Below are 20,027 nucleotides of genomic sequence, written 5' to 3'. Positions count from 1 at the left end.
GTGCGGTTGTTCAGAAGCGCCCGCGGGTGGGCGATCCTGTTCGGGCTCCTGGGCTCGGTGGCCGCGCTGGCCGTCCCCTTCATGCCGGTCGAGCACCAGAGCACGACGCTGGAATGGCCGACCGCGCAGGGGACTCGTGCGGTATCGGCTCCTCTGGTCGCCTATTCTCCGCTGAGCCTCGACCTCCGTGTTCCGTGCGCGACCGCGCGCGGACTCGACGCCCGCAGCGCAGGCCCGGACGCGCTGCTGAGCACCAACCCTCCGGAATCGCCCTACGGCGATCTGACCGGCCTCCGACTGGACGTGCACGATGGGCAGCTGCGCCTGATCGTGCGCGGTCAGCAGCTCGGTGCGGGCAACCTGCCCCCGGGGGACTGCACGATCGCCGTGCGCTCAGACGGCAACGGGACCAGCGCCGTCGTCGGCAACGAGCGGATCGCTGATGTCACGGGCGACTCCCGCCCGCAGATGACCGGCATCTACTCACAGCTGGACTCCGCAGTCGACGATGTGCGGGGAGTCGCGTTCACCGCCGAGGTCGACAACCGCTACGACACCAGCCCTACCGGGCTCAAGGTCGGTGTCATCGCACTGGCGTTGCTGGGCTGCGCCGGGTCCCTGATCGCCCTCCGCCGCATCGACGTTACCTCGGCCCACCGTCCCCGGGCACTGACCCGCGCGCGGTGGCGACCTACCGCTCGGGACGTGGTCGTCACCGCGGCCCTGGTGGCGTGGTGGCTGATCGGTGCGATGACCGCCGACGACGGCTACTTCCTGACCATGGCCCGCACCCGGGACGACCTCGGCTACGTCAATGACTTCTACCGGTGGTTCTCCGGCACCGTCGCCCCGTTGGGCTGGTTCGTGGAGCTTCAGGCGTGGTGGGTATCGATCTCGACAGCCACGCCGTGGGTGCGGGTGCCGGCTCTGGCGATGGGCGTGGCCAGTTGGGCGCTCATCAGCCGGGGCGTGCTCCCACGCCTCGGAGGCCAGGTGCGGCGCAGCGGCGCAGCCGGGTGGGCTGCCGCGGCGGTGTTCCTCGCCTGTTGGTTGCCCTACGACAACGGGCTGCGCCCGGAGTCCATCGTGGTGGTACTGGCGTTGCTGGCCCTATGTGCGGCCGAGAGCGCCATTGCAACCCGCCGCCTCACCCCGCTGGCCTTCGGGTTGATCGTGGCTGCGTTCTCGGTGGCGGTCAACCCGCACGGGACGGTGGCGGCTCTTCCGTTCCTGGCCGGTGCGAAACCGCTGCTGCAACTGGTGGGCCCACGGGCCGAGCAGTTCGGGTGGCCAGCGGTGCTGGCCACCATCGCGGCGCCCGGACTGGTGGTACTTGCGGCGGCCTTCGGCGACCAGACTTTGGGTTCGGTCGCTGATGCCACCGCGGTGCGCACTGACATCGGCCCGTCGCAGAGCTGGTACCAGGAGCTGAGCCGCTACACGTTGCTGTTCGGCCAGACCGCCGACGGCTCCCTCACGCGCCGATTCGCGGTGCTGCTACTCATGCTGTGCGCGGCCACGTGTGCGGTCGTGCTCCTGCGGAGGGGACGGATTCGCGGCGCAGCGCTCGGGCCGAGCCGGCGGCTGCTCGCCGTCACGGGACTGTACTTCGTGGCGCTCGCGCTCACCCCGACCAAGCACACCCACCACTTCGGCGTGCTCGCCGCCGTCGGTGGCGCCGTCGCGGCCCTGGCCGCGCTGGCCACCGGTGGGACGGTCCTTCGATCGCGGCGCAACCGCGCCGGGTTCTTCGCGGGCCTGATGGTCGTGCTCGCCTTCTGCTTCACCGGCAACAACTCCTGGTGGTACGTCTCCGGGTGGGGCGTGCCGTGGTTCGACAAACCCCCCTCGATCAACGGCTACGCCGCCAGCAGCGTCGCACTACTGATCGCGGCAGGGGCGGCCGTGGTCGCACTGATCGAACACCTGCGTTTCGACCCCGACCGCACACCCAAGCCCGCCGAGTCCGACCGGTCGCGGGCGCTGCGCCTCGGGACCGCGCCGCTGTCGCTGGTGTGCGCACTGCTGATGCTCGCCGAGCTCGCCTCGCTGGCAAAGGTCATCCCCGAACGGTGGCACACCTACAACATGGCCACCGACAACGTGCGGCAGCTCTTCGGCCTCAGCTGCGGACTCTCCGACTACATCGACGTCGAACGCGATCCACTCGCCTCAGTTCTCACGATCTCCGCACACCAGCCGACCGATGTCACCGGGGAGCTGAACTCGGGATTCCGCCGGGACGGATTGCCCTCGACCACCAACGCCTCCGGTACGGCGAACTGGACACCGCCACACCGGTTCGGTTCCGACCGCGCACCGGTGTGGGGCAGCCATGGCGCGCCGGCCGGCGTCGCCGAGCTCCGAACTTCCTGGTACGACCTCCCGCGATCGGCCGCTGCGGGCGAGACTCCTCTCGTGGTCAGCGCGGCCGGCACCACCACCGCACCCAACTCGTTGGTGGTTGAGTTCGGCCGGGACACCCCGCAGGGATTCGAGGTCGTACACCGGGCCCGCGTGGCGCAGGGACCCGACCCGAGCTGGCGCGATCACCGGATCGGCGTCGACGGCGCAGCGCGCGGCGCGACCAAGGCGCGAATCACGGCACACGACCGCACGCTCGGCAAGGACGGCTGGCTGGCAGTCAGCGCACCACGCGCTCCGCACCTGACCAGCATGACCGATTTCGTCGGCGAAGCACCAACGTTCGTGGAATGGACCGCCGCACTGGCCCACCCCTGCCTGCAAATCACCAGCATCCATCACGGCATCGCCGAACTACCGCGCTTCCGCGTTTCAGGCGGCGGCGAGGTCCGAGACATCGGCCAAGGCTGGTCCTCACCGGACAGCGGAGGGCCCTTCGGCTACCTCAACGTGGCCACGAGCATGGTCGAACTGCCGACCTACCTAATCAACGACATCAACCGCGACTGGGGATCGCTGTACGCCGTACACCCCTACGAGCCACACGCCCTACCAGCGGCCGCCGCGATGCACGTGCGTGGCCAGGTTCGCTGGGGCTGGTGGCGCCCGGGCCCGCTGCCCAAACCCGTCCAGCTCCCCGGAGACGTCGCCAACTCCTACGACCGGACAGACCTCCACCCGGACCCAGCCGGTGAGTGATGCTCACTCGGGCAGTCGGCGGGGTCGTCGCGCGCGATGCGTGGCGGTAAATCGACTCGAGCCGGATGAGTACCTAATCGATGTCGTGCTCGGCGATCAGCTACTAGCCCGCCTTTGGCCATCCGGTCGATCGCCGTAGTCGTTCACGGTTTTCGAGGAGGCATTATTTCATGGCTAAGGTTCTGGTCCTCGTCGATCACGTGGACGGGGAGGTCAAGAAGGTCACGTACGAGCTGCTGACCGCGGCTCGTCGCATCGGTGAGCCGTCGGCGGTCGTCGTCGGCGAGCCGGGCACGGCGGGCAAGCTGTCCGAGGCGCTGGGTTCCTACGGTGCGGCGAAGGTCTACGCGGCCGAGTCCGCCGAGGCCAGCATCGTCGTCTCCGGTGGTCGCAATGACGGTTCGGCTGAGCAGTTCGAGGTCGTCGAGAAGCTGGCCCGACACGCTCGGCGCCGTGTGGGTGCCTCGCGTGCCGCGGTGGACTCGGGTACCCGCACCAGTTCCAGGTCCGCCAGACCGGTAAGACGGTCTCGCCGCAGCTCACCGACGAGATCACCATACGCAAGAGCTGACCCCTGAGGCGCCTGTGCCCTCTTGAATTCATCCACAACTGAAGCCATCAACGATCTCAACGGCCATAGGGAACCGACACGTCGGGGACACCTACCCGTCAGGCCAACAACCGTCGAATCCCCGTGCAGGGGCCGACTCGGGACACGCCGGGACACCCCACACAACGCGTCCCCACCTACCGCCACTCCACGTTTTCACAGCTCACAATGCGCCCCGACCTGTCCCAGCAGGTGTCCCAATTGGGCTCGCACCGGGACACATGGGACAGCAGAAAGCACCCTGCTTCAATCGGTCTCGGGAAGCCGAATGCGGGTGAATAGTGCTCGGACACGCATTTACCCCATGGACCGTGGTGAACGTTCGGTCGAGCGCTTGCCACGGTTTCTTGCTTCTCCGCACCAGGATCATTCCACGGGCAGTAGCAGCTGCATGCCGCCGAAGCCGGGTGTGATCCTGCCAGGCAAACCCGCGGCGTCTTCGAGCGTCCAGCTGCTTCCCGTGCACACGATCACCTGCCCCCGTCGCCGGAGGAGATCTGCCATCTCCGTCGGCTCGCATCCAGGTCTCGCGAGCAGCCGCTCGCGGAGTTCGACGAGCAGCTTGTCCTCCCGGACGTAGACATTCTTGGCCGCATGCTGCGGTCGGCCACGGGCGCTGGTGTAACCGTGCCTGCAGCGGTATCCAGCGCGACCGTTGACCCAATGCGAATCCAACCGACGCCCGCACACGTCACACACCAGCAAACCCGCCAACGCATAGCGTCGGGTATCCCCGCCCTGCGTTCTCCGTGCCGTTCGCATGCCCTGCACCGCCAAGAACAGCTCGTCCGAGACCAAGGCAGGATGAACCTGGCGGTCCGACAACACCCAGTCCTTCGCCTACGTCCGCCGGGCCGCTCCCCCGGCCCGGCGAGCATGGTCGCCACCACGGCCCTCGGTGCTGTGGCGGTTCCACACCTCCCGCCCCGTGTACCGCGGGTTCTCCAGAATCCCGGTCACCGTCCGCACCATCCACTCCCGGCCGGGCCGGTGCGGATTCCGAACCCGATCAGCACCCGACGGACACCGCACCCCACGTTCGTTGAGCTCCCGCGCCAATCCCGCCACGCTCCGCCCGCTCGCCCGCTGCTCGAAAATCCACCTCACCCACGGCGCCGTGTCCGGATCCGGATCCAGACGACGCCGACGACGACCCCACCGCGCATGCGCACGGTTCGGATGCGGCCCGGCCTCGACCAGCCGAAACCCGTACGGCGGACGCCCACCCAGGAACCGGCCCTGCTCCCCCGCCTGGACCCGCATCGCCGCCAACACCCGATGCCGAGCACGCACCACCTCACGCCGCGACTGCGCCCCCAGCAACATCATCAACGCCTGGTGGGTCGGATCCTCCGCCTCAACCGGCCCACCCACCTCGGGTAACCACAACTCCACTCCCCGGTCCCGGAGAAAGGCCATCACCGACCGGAACTGCTCACCGCAAAACGCCCGCTCGTACTCCCCGACCACCACCGCGTCGAACTCCCGTGCACCGCTGGTGATCGAAGCCAGCAACGCCGCAGCAGCCGGCCGCTGCCACCACGACAACCGACGCGAACACCCCTCATCGAAGAACTCCCCCGTGATCGCCCCACGCCCCGCGATCGTCTCCTCGGCCACCTCCCTCTGCCACTGCAAGGACGTCTCTCGATCCTGAATTTCCTTGGTCGACATCCGCCCGTACAACGCAAACCGCACCTCAACTCCAGAAGAACCAGACTCCGCGCCCAGTCCGATCTCAGCCGCACCCGCCACGTCACGCGCCTCCACATCGCCTCCGGTCGATAGCGGAACGCGCATGGCCCGACCACCTGACGCGGATCCGCCCACATACACCCAGATGGCCGTACTACCCGCGGGATCAACCTTCGCGCTCGCCTTCCGTGGCGCGTACGTGGCTCGCGCTCGGTCCAGGATTCCGGCCCGCCGCCGTCCACTCGTTCGGCCGTTGGCCCACGAGGCCGTCACCTGCGACGATCATGGACGCCGTTTCACGTTCCAGCGACGCGCCACGAAGTCGATATCATGTCGGCCGGGCCGAAAAGCCCCGGAATCGTTGGGAGGTGCCGCGCATGTCGGTGGCTGGAGGCATGCCCCTTCTCGCGATCAAGAGCAAGGAAGGCGAACTCGACGCCCTCAAACACACACGAGGAACGGACAGCCCTGTTTCAGTCATGGTTGAACTGCTCAACAGCACGGCACCTGGCGGATCAATCTCCCAGAAGCTCGTCGGAGCCGGCGTGGAAGCGGCCCTAACGGGCAACCCCCTCTGGGTGGACACGACCTGACTCACAGCCGACAGCGCCTTCGGCACCTCACCACAGGCAGCGCTCGAGCACTTCGACCAAGACATCGAGCACACGATCACGGACACGCTCGGCGACTTTAACAAGCCATGCCTGATCCCTGTTATCTCATCTCGGGCTGACCAGCAGCACCTCCACGCCATTCACATGCTGCTCGAACACCAAGACCGACCTGTGGTCATCCGCGCTCAAGGCCCCTCCTCGATAGCCCCGGCTCTTCCGCAGGAGATCGAGCGCATCGCCACTGCTCTCCACCGGGAGCCCGAGGCCTTTCGCATTGTCTTCGACGAGGGCTACGTCGAAGCAGTCGAGCAACACCGCGTCAACGCACTCGCCCTGAACATCAACAAAGTCCTCACCGCCGGATTCACCGCGGTCAGCCTGCTATCAGGATCAACACCGCCGAAGCGAACGAATTACGAGACCCACATCCGCCCGCGAGCTGAAGTGCAGCTGTGGAAAGCGCTCCGACAGACCTGCGACCACGAACTTGGCTACGGCGACTACGGCGTCGTCCACCCGATCCCGCCAACACCCAAGGGCCCGATCTTCGGACGAACCCCTACATCCACTACACGGTTCCGGGTTCAACGCTCTCGATCGCTCGTCAGATCCCGGGGCGCAAAGGACCACCACCACCCGGATCGTCCGAACGCTACTTCCTCGAGGTAGCCGACGAGCTCGTCCGCCGTCCTGAGTTCGTCGGCCCCAAGTTCTCCTGGGGCGACCGAATTCTGCATTCCTGCAAGTCAAAGCCAGCGATGCGACTGGGGAAGTCGACGAAGTGGATTTCGATCGCCACATCGCACCACCTGGCGCATCTCGCAAAGCGCCTGGACTCACCGACCTCCTGAGCCGCGGCCGTGCAACGCACGGTCGAGATCACGCGGACAACGACCACCGCCTTGTCACGGGGTGCTTCACCACCGCCGCGCGGACGCTGCTACACCCAGGACCATGAAGATCCTCGTAAGGTTGATCGGCATGACACTCGAGGACTTCCAGCGACGCCTGCGGGACTTCGCTGACGAACGCGACTGGCATCAGTTCCACACGCCCAAGAACCTCGCCATGGCCCTGTCTAGCGAGGCAGGTGAGCTTCTCGAGCTCTTCCAATGGCTCACCCCCGAGCAGTCAGCCCAGGTAACGCACGATCCGTCCACCGGCGAGAACGTGCGCCACGAGCTGGCCGACGTGCTGGCCTACCTGCTCCGGTTGGCCGATGTGCTCGAAATCGACCTCATGGCCGCACTCGATGAGAAGATGACCTTGAACGCAGCCAAGTACCCGGTGGAGCTGGCCAAGGGCACCGCGCGCAAGTACGACCAGCTCGGACAGGAGGACCCGTGAGAATCGCGCTCCAGCCGGCAGCGCAAAACGATCGCGACGTCGCCCAGCACTACCGCGACACCATCGACAACAGGGTTCACTTCTCCCAACACGTCGACGTCGTCTCACCGCGCGTTCTCACCACCCTGGAATCCCAGTTCCCCCTGCACACTGCCCAGTTCTGGGGAGCGACACCAGGCCGCGGCGACGCGAACGTCTCCAAGTGGCAACGTCTCGAGCCGGGCGACGCCGTCTTCTTCTACGGCAAGAAGCACCTCTACCTCGCGGGCCACATCGTCCTCACCTTCCGCAACGCCGCCCTGGCCGACCGCCTATGGGGCCGGAACCAGGATGAACTGACCTGGGAACTCATGTTCGCCCTCACCAACCTCCGCCACATCTCCGTCCCCATCGAAGAGGTCCGCAGCGCGCTGGACTGGAACGACAACGCCTTCGTCCAAGGCTTCACCGTCTACGACGGCGACAAAGCCGACAGGCTCGCCGAACTGGTCAACCTCGACGCGCTGACCACCCCCGCCGCCCAGAGCGACGAGACCACGCGGTCGAACACCGCCCCCGACGGCCCGACCGACGGAACCCGAACGAGCAGCTGGCGCCGCGAACACACCGCGTTCAAGCAACGTCTCGTCGAACTGTCCGACGGCAGCTGCGCGCTCTGCGGCAACCACCTACCGCCCGCGTTCCTCGTCGGAGCCCACATCAAGAAACGCGCCATGTGCAGCGAGGACGAGCGCAAGGACTTCGACAACGTCGGCATGCTCGCCTGCGTCCTCGGCTGCGACAGCCTCTTCGAACACGGCTTCATCGCAGTCGACAACGACGGCACGATCATCATCAGCGACACCGTCAACGCCACCCCGGCCGTCGAGCAGTTCGTCAAGGACCGGCTCGACGGCCGCACCACCACCTGGTGGACCCCGCAGCGCGAGCCCTACTTCGACTGGCACCGCCGGCACACCTTCATCAAACCCCACGACGGCGCCTAGTAGGAACGAGTCTCCCTCAACGCACACCAGCAGAGCGACGCGGATGGAAACCAACCCGATCAGGATTCGCCGACCATCATCTTCAGCGTCGGTCGCGAGCAAGCTCGGTGATCCGGTCCCGCCGCAGCCACCGGTTCCTCGTGCCCCCACACTCTGACCACCAGCCAACCGGCAGAAGTCAGCTCGGCGTCGGTGTCCCGATCACGCCGCACGACACCCTCCAGTTTCCGTCGCCACGAATCCCGGTTGGCTCGCGCCCTCGCGAGTCAGACCCCATCGGGGCCGAGATCGGCAGCGAGGGTGCGGGCCAGCGACAGCAGCGCGGCCTTCGGCGCTGAGAGCACAGCACCCGTAGCGTTCCCGCTCGTTGCCCATCAGGCCCGGACTCGCCGGCCAGCACCATCAGCGAAGCGCAATTCTCCGGGCAGGTTTTCTACCGGAGGACCTCCCACGCCCCGTGTGGTGACGGCGGACGACGAGATCTCGCGCTTGCAGCCCACGGGAAGCCGATCATGTTCTACAGTGCCCCTTGCTCCGAGCGGTAATCACATGAACACACTGCGCGACGGCACTGGGGGAATTCTGTGAGTGACAACCGGTCTGCGAACATCGTCCGGTTCTGGCGAAGCGTCGAGATGCTCAGTCCGCAAGACGTGCCGAAGAAGAAACCCTACCGCCGCGGTGCCCACGAGCAGATCTTCGACCTGGACGCGGGGGAACTCGCCCCTTGGGAGTCGGGGCACCCGCTCCTCGACGAACCGATCCCGCCTCGGTACACGTGGCAGTTCACCGTCTACGGCGGCCTGTACTCCCGATCGGCCGTTGCCGAGGCGCTGGTGGAGGCGTTCGGGCAGGACACGAGGGAGGAACGACCGAGCGACGGGCGCACCGCCCTGTTCGCGCTCACGATCGACGCCGATGGGTGCCTGATCGAGAACGGCGCGACCCTGTCGGCCTGCGCTTGGACACTGGGGAAGCTGACCTCCTCCAGGCTGGATCCCAACACCCTCGACGGGTTCGACGAGGAGGAGCGGGCATTCGCCGAGGCGATGGACAAGCTGGTGCCGCCGGAACGTCGCTCCTCCACCGACGAGGAACAGAACGGCACGAGGACTTCCGGCCCGTTCGATCGAGTCGTGCGCGCCTTCGGCGACCGCTTGAAGTCCGCGGGCATCGATGCGTGGAGCGCCGGAGCCGAAGCTGCCGGCACGGCTGTCAAAACAGCGACGGAGACCGCGGTGGGCCCGGTTCTCGGCGGTGTCGCCGGTGCCGCTGCGGGGGCCTTCACCGAGAGCGTGCTCGGCCCGAGCGACGCTGAAAACGACGATACTGCTTCCGAGACCACCACCGCGCAACCGAGCGCACCTCGCCTTGTCGTCACCGCCTCGGCACTGCACGATTTCGTCGCCGAGATGGCCGCGGCGCTAGGCGTGCGCGACTCTCTCAACGCCACCGGGGTGCGCGTCCGGTGCCGTGCAATACCGATCCGCGACGACTCCGCCGATCAGAACTTCCTCAACAGCCACATCGCCAACGACCTCAGCCACGTCGCGGACGCGGTGGCCAGGGACGACGTGGGCGCCGCTTTGCGGAACTACCTGACCGACGAGAGCGCGCTCGACACCGCGCGCCGGGTCGACGTCCGGGCGCACCCGGACGCGGTGATCGCCGGTGTCGAACCTCAGCACGTCCCGGCCGCGCGGTGGCCCGGCGACCCAGGCAAGCCGCTCGTGCTCAGTCAGCAGTTCGCCGTCAACCGCGTCGTCCGCGAGCTCAAGGACGACGCAGGGCTGTTCTCGGTGAACGGTCCGCCGGGCACGGGCAAGACCACGTTGCTGCGCGACGTGCTCTCCGCGATCGTCCTCGAGCGGGCGGACCGGCTCGCCGAACTCGCGTCCCCGTCGGAGGGTTTCACCGAGCGGCTCGAACTCGTTCCGGTCGGGCCGAAGAAGATCCCCACGCCGGTCCACGGCGTGTCCTGCGCGTTGAGCGGCTTCGAGATCGTCCTCGCCACTGCCACCAACGACGCGGCGAGGAACGTGACCGCTGAGGTGCCCGGGATCGACGCCGTGCGCGGATACACCGACGAAGCTCTCGACGCCGACTACTTCACCGACCTGGCCTCGCACGTCCTCGACGCCGAGGCGTGGGGGTTGGTCGCGGCAACGCTCGGCAATCTCAAGTACCGCAACACCTTCGCCAAGCGCTTCTGGTGGGGCAACTACAGGACCTCGCAGAACGAGGATTCCCAGGACGCCGACCCATCGGGCGCCGTGGGCATGTATCAGCTGCTCAAGGAAGCCGCCCACGATCCCGACGCGGTCGATGACTGGGACACCGCAGTCGCCGAGTTTCGCCGTGCCCGCGAGGAAGTGGAGCGCCTCGCCGAGACGCGGCAGCACGCCGCTGACGCGATCACCGCGGAAAGCAAGTGCCGTCGGCGCTGGGATGAGGCCAAGAGGGCGTTCGCCGACGCCGACGCGTTGTGCGCCCTCGTGAGAAAGGACTTGGCCACCAGCGACGCCGAGGTGAGGCGTGCCGACCGGGTGTTCCGCGACGCCGACGACGACTACGAGAGCCACCTCCGCCACCGGCCGGGATTGTGGGTCGCGTTGGCCACGTGGTTCCGGGCACCGCGTGAGTGGCAGGCCAAGCACGAGCGTCTCGAGGAGGCGCGGGATGCAGCCAAGAAGAAGCTCCGCGACACCGAAGGGACGCAGGAAGAACTCCAGCAGCGGCTGAGCGCGAAACTGACCGAGCTGCAGAAGGCGGAGGACGCACGCGCCGCGGTCTCGTACGAGCTCGACCTGGCTCAGGGCCAGGTGACTCAGGCGCGTGACCGATGGCCGGGTCGTGTGCCGATCCCCGATAATTTCTCTGACGACGACGAGTTCCAGAAGTGCGCGCCGTGGTCCGACGAGGAGTACGTCACGGCCCGAAACCGGCTGTTCCTGAAGGCGTTGCGATTGCACCGCGCCTTCATCTTGCACTCCAGCAACCGGATCCGCAGCAACCTGAGCGTCATGACCGAGATCCTGCAGGGCAACGCCAAGCCCTCCTCAGCCGCGAGGTTGGCCGCCTGGCAGTCCTTGTTCCTGGTCGTGCCGATGATCTCGACGACGTTCGCCTCACTGCCTCGCTTGTTCACCGGCCTCGGCCGCGAGAGCCTGGCTGGCTCCTCGTCGACGAAGCAGGCCAGGCCACCCCCAGCAGGTGGTCGGCGGTCTGTGGCGCTGCCAACGGGCGGTCGTGGTGGGAGATCCGCAGCAGCTGGAGCCGATCGTGACACTGCCGACCTCAGCACAACACGCGCTGCGCCGTCATCACCAGGTCGACGAGCAATGGACTCCGGAGACGACCTCGGCTCAGGGCGTGGCCGACAGGCTCACCCGTCACGGGACCGCGCTGCAGCTCCAGGACAGCGACGAGCAGGTCTGGGTAGGCGCTCCGCTGCGCGTCCACCGACGTTGCGACCGGCCGATGTTCGAAGTGTCAAACGACATCGCCTACGGTGGAACGCTCATGGTCTACGGAACCCAGCACACTGGCCAGTTCCCGGACGAGAACCGCTGGATCGATGTCCGAAGTCAGATCTCCACCGGCCATTGGGTTGGCGATGAGGGAAACGCGCTTACCGCTCTCTTCGAGCAACTGGTGGCGCAGGAAGTCAACCTGGATGACGTCCGGGTGATCAGCCCGTTCCGCGACGTCGTCAGAGGAGCCAAGAGCCGGCTCAGCGCGCACGTCGGCTCTGAGTTCGCGAAGCGCAACGTGGGGACCGTGCACACCGTGCAGGGCAAGGAATCCGACGTCATCGTCCTCGTGCTGGGGAGCGCCCCGAAGAGTTCCGGCGCGCGGCAGTGGGCGGCCGAACGCCCGAACCTGCTCAACGTAGCGGTCTCCAGGGCCAAACGACGGTTTTACGTCGTCGGCAATCGACAGCTCTGGGAGGATCTCCGCTTCTTCGATCGGCTCGCGGCATCGCTCCCCGCTCACGAGTGGCGGTGAGGCGCTCGCGCACAGGTGGCGTCGCCGCGGCCGCCTGATCGAAACATCTGACACCAGCACGAGGGAGATCAAGGCGAGCATGGGATCAGCCAGGTTACGTGTGTTCGAGTACGAGGCGACCGGCAGTCGGTCCCCGAAGTTGAAGGGGACTCCTACACAGGTCGGCAAAGATTTCCTGATCCCGGTGAACCTCGCCTCAGTGATCAAGACAAACGCCCTGGCCACCCCGCTGAAGAGCGCCAAACTCGACTACCGGACAAGGCGAAGCGAGCTTCAACTGTTGACCTCGTTCCTTGCGGACGAGGCCAACGCGATCAGACTCCGCAGGACCGAGTTCAGTTCGAGCGCACACCACATCCAACGTTTCGTCAGCGAGTCCGGCGGGCTTGGCGTGCTCACCGCAGTAGTCCAAGCATGCTGGAATTGGAGTACGGGACACGGCCCCGTCCACAACGTCGACGTGATCAATGGAGCGCTGGCAAAGCAGTACAGGAGCGGGAACGGATCGCGGCCAGACCTGCTGTTCGACTTCGGCTTGAAACGCATGCTCGCGGGCGAAGCACGGGGCCGATCGAACAACCCGCATCGCTTGGTCACCTCGAAGCAGTACCAACGACTCGAAAGCTTGCTGCCCTGGAGCGCAAGCACCGGCACCCCGCTGTTGATGACCTGGGCATATTTCACCGACAATGAAACCGTTGTCGATCTCTTCGTGCCACGTGATCCGGGAGGGCGCGCCTTCACGCCGTTCACATCCGAGACGTGGTCGGGAACAACGAATCCCAACGTGAACAGCCTGTCATCGTTCCTCACACCGTGGTGGCCGGAGGAGTCGAACGAAGTCCGTCATCGTAACAGCGGACCGGAGGGCACCTTCACCATGGCGGCTCAGGAGCTACACCGGCTTGAATCCGAGCTCTTCCACTCAGCCGAAGAGGAAGACTCGGTCGGGTTTGCGGGGCGGGACCTACGGGGAGGCTGGGTGCCCACTGACCTGTTTCGCCGCGGACCGGGAAGGCTATTCCTGGGAGTGCTCAACGAGCAGCTCAGGCCCTCGGAGACCGCAGACATCATGCCCGAAATGCAAACCCGCTACGAACGTTACAGCGACGGATGGTTGGCCACCCGCCCCACCGTCGCTATCGGCGGCCGCATTGTCGTCGTCCACGACCCGTACGGAGCAACCGGCTGGGATCTTCTTCGGCTGTAGACGCGCGGCCACGGCATGGCCGCCGGCACCAGTGCACCGATTGAGATCGTGCAGCCGGTTCAGGGACACATCGGGACACCCAGCAACACCCGTCCCACCACGCACCCAACCCCTGTTCCTGCAGTTCAGAAGACCCGACGACCTGTCCCGTCCGGGTGTCCCAGATGGACTAGAGCTGGGACACCCGGGACAGCAAAAAGCCCTCTGCTTCAGGCTGTTTCGGGAAGCTGAAGCCGTGTGGTTAGTGCGCAAGTCGCCCCTCGGACACGCACGCTAACCACACGCGGCGCGATCGTAGCTTCTACGGTCCTTGCGTGTGGTTCGTATTTGAGGCCGATGCTCAAGTTCTCGTAGAGCCGACCGAGGCTCTCCGGCTTGGCCTCCTTGAGCACTGAGCCGACGTCCCCGAACGAATCCACCATCGCGTAGACCTCGGCCTCGCCGATGGCTGCTGGGTCCGGACTGCTGTCCAGTTCAGCCTGCGCAGCGGCGCGAGTCGCTTGCGCCTCGTTGATCGCCTCGACCAGCGCCGCAGGATCGGCACCGGCCTCGATGGCTTCCTGGAGCCGCCTCACCTGAGTCCGCGCATCGGCCAATCGCTGCTTCGCGCCTTCGCGTGAATTCGTGGTCCGAGAAGAATCAGTCTGCGACCCGACCCGACCAGAGCTTTGACCGTTCTGTCGACGTTCTCCGGGGCGAACAGCTGCCGCAACTGGCACCATGGAAACGCTGCAGAAGACGGCAGCGAAACCCGCCTGGGTACTCGGCCACTTCATCGACCCCACCGAAGGCGTCATCCTCTCCACCAAGGACCTCGAAGTCAAATGGGGCGTACACCCCGCCGGCGATAAACGCCGAATGGACCACCGACGACCAACGCACCACGATGCTGCTACTGGTCGAGGGCCATTTCCGCTTGTACCTTACGGAGGGCACAGTCGACCTCGCCAAGCAAGCGACTACGCGGTCTGGGGCCCCGGCATCGACCACTCCTGGGAAGCCATCACAGACGCGGTGGTCATCACCGTGCGCTGGCCATCTATCCCGAAATAATTGTCAGACATTAGAGACTATCGAGCCCTCAGTTTAGCTAGGAAATAACCTATCCTTGCACTAGTCGCCGAACTCAAGAAGCGACAAATGAGACACACTTGCATCATTCAACCAGTCAGCCAGTACACCAGCAGCCTCGGGGAGGCTGTGAAAAACCACCGTCATACTCGCAAGCGATACCCCCCTTTGAAGGTCATCGCCACCTCTGCCTGATGCAGCAAATCTCAAACTTTTCACAAACTGGCATCGTTGCACACCGCTATGTTGATCCATATCAAGCAATCGGTCGGCATCAGCAATGATGATTACAAGATGCCGCGCTGGCACACCGTCACGATCCCCGAATTCCGCCCCGAGTCCACCATCATCGGTTATCAGCAGATCTGAAAGGCACTCATCAAACGCGTCCCAATTGTGACCAAAGTAATCTGGAAACGAAAGTGTCGCCGCAAAGACAGAAAAAAGTTGCTCCGCAGTCCGACAAGTCGCCCCGTTGACCACCACAACGTGGCCGCCACCCTCAACGTAGTCGGACCGGAGCGAATCGGCTGCAGCGCTGAGGGCGACCTTGGAGCAACGCATGACCCGCGCCCAGGAATCAGGAGAGGCGTTCCCCTGGACGGAATGCTCGGGGGAACGCATCTTATCCCATGAAAATGCCAAGCGATTTTCCTTTAAGGTCGGTTATATCCCCAGATAAATGGATCGAATGTCACGTAGTGGTCAGGAGTATACCAGTCCCTAACGACCAAGGTTCCACCGTGGCAACTAAGAATACGCTCCGGACCTCGCCCGGCAGGCCCTGGAGGGTAGATGTCGTATTCTCGCCAAAGGCCGCCAGCTCCAGCACAGTCGGGAAGCCTGCCGTCCGAATTCTGGTAAACAGCTCCCCCCTTGATCCCAGGAGGCGGTGTCCAGTTGTGCCCCTTCAGGTACTCAAGCATATTGTAGGCATCTCCCGGCGGGACCATTACATGCACGTCATTGGACTCGCCAGGGTCCGCCGCAGCAGCTGTCCACCCGGGCAGAAGAAGGGCGAACGCGAAGACCGCAACCGACAGCATCCGAGCTAATCTCGTTGGTATTGAGCGCATATCCAGAAGTTAACAGGGTGTCGATCTTTGGTGCCCGACTTGCACGATGTTCACTCGCTTGGCCCAGTGGTTGATCTTCCGGCCCCTAACTCAAGCCACAGCCAGGTAAGCCCACCACGTGTCGCCGCAATGCTCCGAATACTCGACGGGCTGCACACCGAAATCGCCATCGTGGCGATCCTCGCTGACGTGCTCACGCGCATTTCCAGCGCCTGGCCGATGGCCACGCAGAGCGTCACTTAGCCTCGAATCATCCTGTAGTGTCGACCTGAAGGACGTTCAGCCTCGTCCACACGTCATTGCTTTCGCTAAGTCGACGAACGCCCTGCGAGAACCCGAAGATGCTTTCATTTACTCCATGATTCATCAGGTACCAGATCGTTGACAAGTTGCTGATCAAGGCTCGAGTACAAACGCAACTCTGACGCTTCCCAGTTCGTCTCAATCTCTCCTCCATAGAGGGTCCAGAACTCGTCGTCCTCGATGACCAGGGGACACGAACTCGTAGTTTCCACTTACGAGATCAGGCGAATCCCGTGCACTCCATGCGTACCCGAGACGGGTCCGCCAAGAGCCAGCGCATCGGCTCAGACATGCGTCCTGGATGCAGCGGGGCCGCTGCGCAAACGCCCTCCACGGTGTTGTCGACGTCGGCCCGGCCGAAAAGCTCCTCTTCCATATCATGCTCCGGAAAGCCCAGTGGTTGCTCGACGACGCCGCCCATTACGTGCCACAGAGGACTTGCAACCAGCGGGAACGCGACGCGCTCGCCTCCACGCTCGACCATCTCGCCGGGTTGATCCGCGAGCAGGCCTCAGCGCCGAAGCCGCAGTCGAGCAGCCCCGAAGCCACCCTTCGCTGTGATCGTCGAGAAGTGGTGCGCCGAGCACGGTTACCGAACCGCCTGGGCCGGCGACCTCAATCCGGACCTGCCGACTCAACGCTTGCTCCGCATCGACGCACCACTTCGCGACGAAACCTCGGAAACGACGAGACCTCCGCTCGGCGTCCTACGAGCCGTGTTGAAAGACCTCAAGCGGCTCTAGCTGCGGGAATTACCTACGGAGATGACGAGAATGCGGGCGTCCACCTGTCTGGGCTGCGGCGAACCACTTCCGCCTTCCTCACCCCGGGGCCGCCCTGCCCAGTACCACGGGCCGACATGCCGGCACAGAGCACGCCGAACCCGGTTACACGCGCAGGCGCTCGAAGAGGTCGATGCTGCGATCACGGATGTCCGTCGGCTCATGGCGACAGGCGGTGATCACGGTCTCAAGCAAGACCCTGGGCAGCCCACTTCCAGTAACCGCAGCTGTATGGCCCGCTGGCCAGAGCCGAGCCGCCATGATCTCACGGAATTGGTTCCCGCGGCGGGCTCGCTTGTACTCCCCGACAATCACCGCGTCAAGACCGCAACCTGTACTTCGAGTCGCCGCTACGCCAGCTTCCGGCGCCAATATCCGAACCGGAGCGCTCGAGTTGACTAATCCCGGCACCACGCCAGAAGGATTCCGCTATGATATGCAATCTGAGCGATGGAGGCGCCAACTGGAGTCAAGCCGTCGACGATGCCTGCGCATGTACGATTCGGGCGCTTCCGAACACACACCGAAAATCTTTTTCTTGGAAAATTCAATGACCCACAACGAGAATCACGGACCGAACCCTGGTCCGGTCGTACAAGCCGGATCGATTACTGGTGACGTAAATATAAACGGAGGTAGAGATCGAGGTCCTGGCTTGACGCCTGTAGCTCCCCCGTTCTCGCGACTGAAACACGGCGTTCATGGAAGGCCCCAACTCGTACGGAACGTCATTGAGGCGATACGTAGCCCTCAAGTTCGATTGCTCGTTCTCCACGGCGCCGGAGGCTTCGGAAAAACGACGGCAGCACTTCGAGTAGCACAGGCGGTTGAGGCCGACACACTAGTATGGTGGGTCGATGCGTCGTCCGAAACGACGTTATCAGATGCATTGCGTGAAGTTGCTCTACAAGCAGGCGCAAAGAGACATGATGTGCAGCTTGCTTGGAAGGGAGGTCGGACCGCACCAGAAGTGCTCTGGAACCAGCTCAACAAGCTTAAACACCCCTGGTTGCTGGTGTTCGACAACGCCGATGACCCGAGGGCACTGGAAGCACCTCAAGCTCAGGTCGGCGACTCAACAGGATGGCTCCGCACACCAAAATCCGACTATGGAAGTGTACTGGCAACGAGTCGCGATTCCAGCCCACAGCTCTGGGGACCGCACGCAGCTATGCACCCGGTAAGTGCATTAAGTCCACAGGACGGTGCGCGCATGTTACTTGATCGCGCACCAATGGCAGGCTCGGAACAGGAAGCTGGAGAACTCGCCGAACGACTCGGCGGACTTCCCCTGGCGTTACACTTAGCAGGATCCTATCTAGCATTTTCCGCAACTGCACCGCCGGTTGCGGAACTAGACATGCCAAGAGATTTTGCGAGCTATACTCCCGAATTGAATGGACGACTAGTTGACCTCACAGACGAGGGGATTCCAAATCATGGTTTGCCGGACAGGCAATTACTGAGTAAGACATGGGGGCTTTCGTTAGATTTATTGGAACGGCAAGGCTTCCCCGAGGCTAGAACGTTGCTGCAGCTTTTCTCATGCCTTGAGTACGCAGTAATACCCTATGAGTTGCTGCGCGTTAGGATTATTGCAGGGCGGCTCATCGATGGACTAACCGCCAAACAATTTCTTGCAACACTAGAATCCCTGCGAAAGGTTGGACTCATTGAACCAATGGAACGGTCTTTTTTGTCCAAGCCAATTCGCGGATTCGCGTTGCACCCAGTCGTCCGTGACATAAGCCGCCTAGCCGTTAGCAACAGCCCTGACGTCAGTGCCTATGCACATTCATGCATGGAGCTGCTTCGAGTGGCATACCGAGACGAGGAGACCGACCCGGCGGTCCAGCTGACGGCTATCCCATTGCATGCGGATGGTGCGGCACGATTCTTTCGGAAGATGGGCCTGCTCCACGAAGCTGGATATCTTTTTAGCCTGGCTTTCGGCTTATGCACTGGCTTGAGCCATGGCCAGGATTACAAATTTGAGAAGATGGAGATAGGGAAAAGTCTCGCGGAGATCTCGAAAGAATTGGGCAATTCCGCCAATGCTAGGTATCATATGTCGCAATCCTCAACGACTTATACGGAACCCAGCCCGAACTATTTGAGGAAGACTTTCGAGGCGAATAATTTCGCGCACTACTGGCAACAATATGTTCCGCAAGGCGCGGAGAGAGAACGTTCGCTGGCACAGGCCGCTGCACTGTCCGAAATGTCGCCTCGTCCATCAACGCGGCATGTGCGGGCGCGTTCGACTCCGCCCACTCTGCGCGTTCGTGCGGCGCCCCGTACCACCGGCACGACGCGCCGCCTCCGGCGTAACAGCACGGCGCCGCGACATCCTCGCAACCACCGCACATCCAAACGCCGACAGCCGCCGCCCGAGAAGCGCGCCCACAGGACAGGCACACGTGTCCCAACCAGCAGCTCCTGATGAAACCCGCACACGGCCGTCCGTGACTCGAGCGGGACATCCAACGCCCGACCAGGACGACATACCAGGTCACGGCCGAAGGTTATCTGCCCCACCAAGGTGTCTTGGGACGGTGCGCGCTGGGACAGCAATAGCCCCCTGCTTCAGCCTGTTTCGGGAAGCTGGAGCCGTGTGGTTACTGCGCAACTCGCTCGGAGACTCTTTTACCCCATGGACCGTGGTGATCGTTCTTTCGACCGTTTGCCACGGTTTTTCGCTCTCCAGCCACGTTCGCTGAAACATCCCTGTGCCCTGACCCGCACGAGACGGTGCGTGCGGGTCAGGGCACAGGGATGTTTCAGCGAACGTGGGTGTCGGCTCAGGCCCCGTAGCCGCCGCCGACCAGCTCGGAGGCGATCTCGGCCTGCGGGATCTCGTTCTCGGCGAGCCAGCGCTCGGCGTCGGTCGCGGCGGAGCAACCGGACCCGGCGGCGGTGATGGCCTGCCGGTAGGTGTGGTCCACCAGGTCGCCGCAGGCGAACACGCCGGGCACGCCGGTGTGCGTGCTGGGCTGCTGCACCTGCACGTAGCCCTCGTCGTCGAGACCGACCTGGCCGCGCACCAGCTGGCTGCGCGGGTCGTGGCCGATGGCTACGAACATGCCGCTCACGGCCAGCTCGGAGGTCTCACCGGTGACGGTGTCGCGCAGCTTCAGCCCGGCGACCTTGCCCTCGCCCTGGACTTCCTCGACGGCCTTGTTGGTCAGCCACTTGATCTTCT

At 64.3% G+C, this 20,027-nt stretch carries 14 protein-coding genes and 2 pseudogenes; 10 read left to right on the top strand and 6 right to left on the bottom strand.

Annotated elements, in window-relative coordinates; all coding sequences use genetic code 11:
* Together E1202_RS25390 and E1202_RS25385 are read left to right on the top strand one after the other, a co-directional pair.
* The gene (locus E1202_RS25390; protein ID WP_235879000.1) at positions 1-3,123 is read left to right on the top strand and encodes an arabinosyltransferase domain-containing protein; all 3,123 of its coding nucleotides are present in this window, start codon (positions 1-3) and stop codon (positions 3,121-3,123) included.
* Between the two features lie 170 nt (positions 3,124-3,293).
* Positions 3,294-3,664 (top strand): annotated as a pseudogene (locus E1202_RS25385) (FAD-binding protein); the annotation flags it as partial.
* A gap of 435 nt (positions 3,665-4,099) precedes the next feature.
* Here the strand turns inward: E1202_RS25385 and E1202_RS32400 are convergent.
* Positions 4,100-4,558 (bottom strand): zinc ribbon domain-containing protein, encoded by a 459-nt coding sequence (locus E1202_RS32400; RefSeq protein WP_235878999.1) that lies wholly within the window; start codon positions 4,556-4,558, stop codon positions 4,100-4,102.
* A 15-nt stretch (positions 4,559-4,573) separates the two neighbouring features.
* The gene (locus E1202_RS32395; RefSeq protein ID WP_235878998.1) at positions 4,574-5,431 is read right to left on the bottom strand and encodes a recombinase family protein; all 858 of its coding nucleotides are present in this window, start codon (positions 5,429-5,431) and stop codon (positions 4,574-4,576) included.
* 374 nt (positions 5,432-5,805) lie between these two features.
* Here E1202_RS32395 and E1202_RS25375 point away from each other — a divergent pair, with 374 nt between their 5' ends.
* From E1202_RS25375 to E1202_RS25345, 7 genes and pseudogenes are all read left to right on the top strand, one after another.
* A complete protein-coding gene (locus tag E1202_RS25375) occupies positions 5,806-6,021 on the top strand; it encodes a hypothetical protein (protein WP_132685648.1) in 216 nt (71 codons plus the stop codon).
* A 63-nt stretch (positions 6,022-6,084) separates the two neighbouring features.
* Positions 6,085-6,893, top strand: a pseudogene (locus E1202_RS25370) (beta family protein).
* A gap of 130 nt (positions 6,894-7,023) precedes the next feature.
* Positions 7,024-7,389, top strand: a complete 366-nt coding sequence (locus E1202_RS25360; RefSeq protein WP_132685667.1) for a nucleotide pyrophosphohydrolase — start codon at positions 7,024-7,026, stop codon at positions 7,387-7,389.
* Positions 7,386-8,375: a hypothetical protein gene (locus E1202_RS25355; RefSeq protein WP_132685646.1), complete on the top strand. Its 990-nt coding sequence runs from the start codon at positions 7,386-7,388 to the stop codon at positions 8,373-8,375. Before E1202_RS25360 ends, E1202_RS25355 begins: the two co-directional genes overlap by 4 nt.
* A 653-nt stretch (positions 8,376-9,028) precedes the next feature.
* A complete protein-coding gene (locus tag E1202_RS25350) occupies positions 9,029-11,995 on the top strand; it encodes a DNA helicase (RefSeq protein WP_235878997.1) in 2,967 nt (988 codons plus the stop codon).
* Entirely contained in the window at positions 11,898-12,383 is a 486-nt protein-coding gene (locus E1202_RS32390) for an AAA domain-containing protein (protein WP_235878996.1), read from the top strand. Before E1202_RS25350 ends, E1202_RS32390 begins: the two co-directional genes overlap by 98 nt.
* A gap of 100 nt (positions 12,384-12,483) precedes the next feature.
* A complete protein-coding gene (locus tag E1202_RS25345) occupies positions 12,484-13,593 on the top strand; it encodes a hypothetical protein (RefSeq protein WP_132619798.1) in 1,110 nt (369 codons plus the stop codon).
* 209 nt (positions 13,594-13,802) lie between these two features.
* Here E1202_RS25345 and E1202_RS25340 read toward each other — a convergent pair whose 3' ends face one another.
* The 3 genes from E1202_RS25340 to E1202_RS33035 form a co-directional block, all read right to left on the bottom strand.
* The gene (locus E1202_RS25340; protein ID WP_132685645.1) at positions 13,803-14,189 is read right to left on the bottom strand and encodes a hypothetical protein; all 387 of its coding nucleotides are present in this window, start codon (positions 14,187-14,189) and stop codon (positions 13,803-13,805) included.
* A gap of 517 nt (positions 14,190-14,706) precedes the next feature.
* Positions 14,707-15,309 carry a barstar family protein gene (locus tag E1202_RS25330; protein ID WP_132685644.1) on the bottom strand — a complete coding sequence of 201 codons (603 nt, stop codon included), beginning with the start codon at positions 15,307-15,309 and terminating at the stop codon, positions 14,707-14,709.
* Between the two features lie 11 nt (positions 15,310-15,320).
* The gene (locus E1202_RS33035; protein ID WP_408007313.1) at positions 15,321-15,590 is read right to left on the bottom strand and encodes a ribonuclease domain-containing protein; all 270 of its coding nucleotides are present in this window, start codon (positions 15,588-15,590) and stop codon (positions 15,321-15,323) included.
* A 1,368-nt stretch (positions 15,591-16,958) separates the two neighbouring features.
* Here E1202_RS33035 and E1202_RS25315 point away from each other — a divergent pair.
* Complete coding sequence (locus E1202_RS25315) at positions 16,959-19,268, top strand: NB-ARC domain-containing protein (protein ID WP_132685641.1); 2,310 nt, start codon at positions 16,959-16,961, stop codon at positions 19,266-19,268.
* Positions 19,269-19,626: 358 nt separating this feature from the next.
* On the opposite strand, the gene E1202_RS25310 is transcribed toward E1202_RS25315, so the two are convergent.
* A partial coding sequence (locus tag E1202_RS25310; RefSeq protein ID WP_165943978.1) for an NAD(P)/FAD-dependent oxidoreductase occupies positions 19,627-20,027 on the bottom strand: 401 nt, incomplete at its 5' end.

Origin of the sequence: Saccharopolyspora karakumensis, assembly GCF_004349225.1 — a bacterium.
In the GTDB taxonomy this organism is placed as follows: Bacteria; Actinomycetota; Actinomycetes; order Mycobacteriales; family Pseudonocardiaceae; genus Saccharopolyspora; species Saccharopolyspora endophytica.
The sequence above is the reverse complement of the archived record's forward strand: the minus strand, read 5'-3'. Positions and strand labels throughout refer to the sequence as shown.

Bases quoted from the DNA above. Each gene is read 5' to 3' on its own strand.
- E1202_RS32390 (WP_235878996.1), top strand. From the start codon at position 11,898: ATGGTCTACGGAACCCAGCACACTGGCCAGTTCCCGGACGAGAACCGC.
- E1202_RS25315 (WP_132685641.1), top strand. From the start codon at position 16,959: ATGCTGCGATCACGGATGTCCGTCGGCTCATGGCGACAGGCGGTGATC.
- E1202_RS33035 (WP_408007313.1), bottom strand. From the start codon at position 15,590: ATGCTTGAGTACCTGAAGGGGCACAACTGGACACCGCCTCCTGGGATC.
- E1202_RS25375 (WP_132685648.1), top strand. From the start codon at position 5,806: ATGTCGGTGGCTGGAGGCATGCCCCTTCTCGCGATCAAGAGCAAGGAA.
- E1202_RS25360 (WP_132685667.1), top strand. From the start codon at position 7,024: ATGACACTCGAGGACTTCCAGCGACGCCTGCGGGACTTCGCTGACGAA.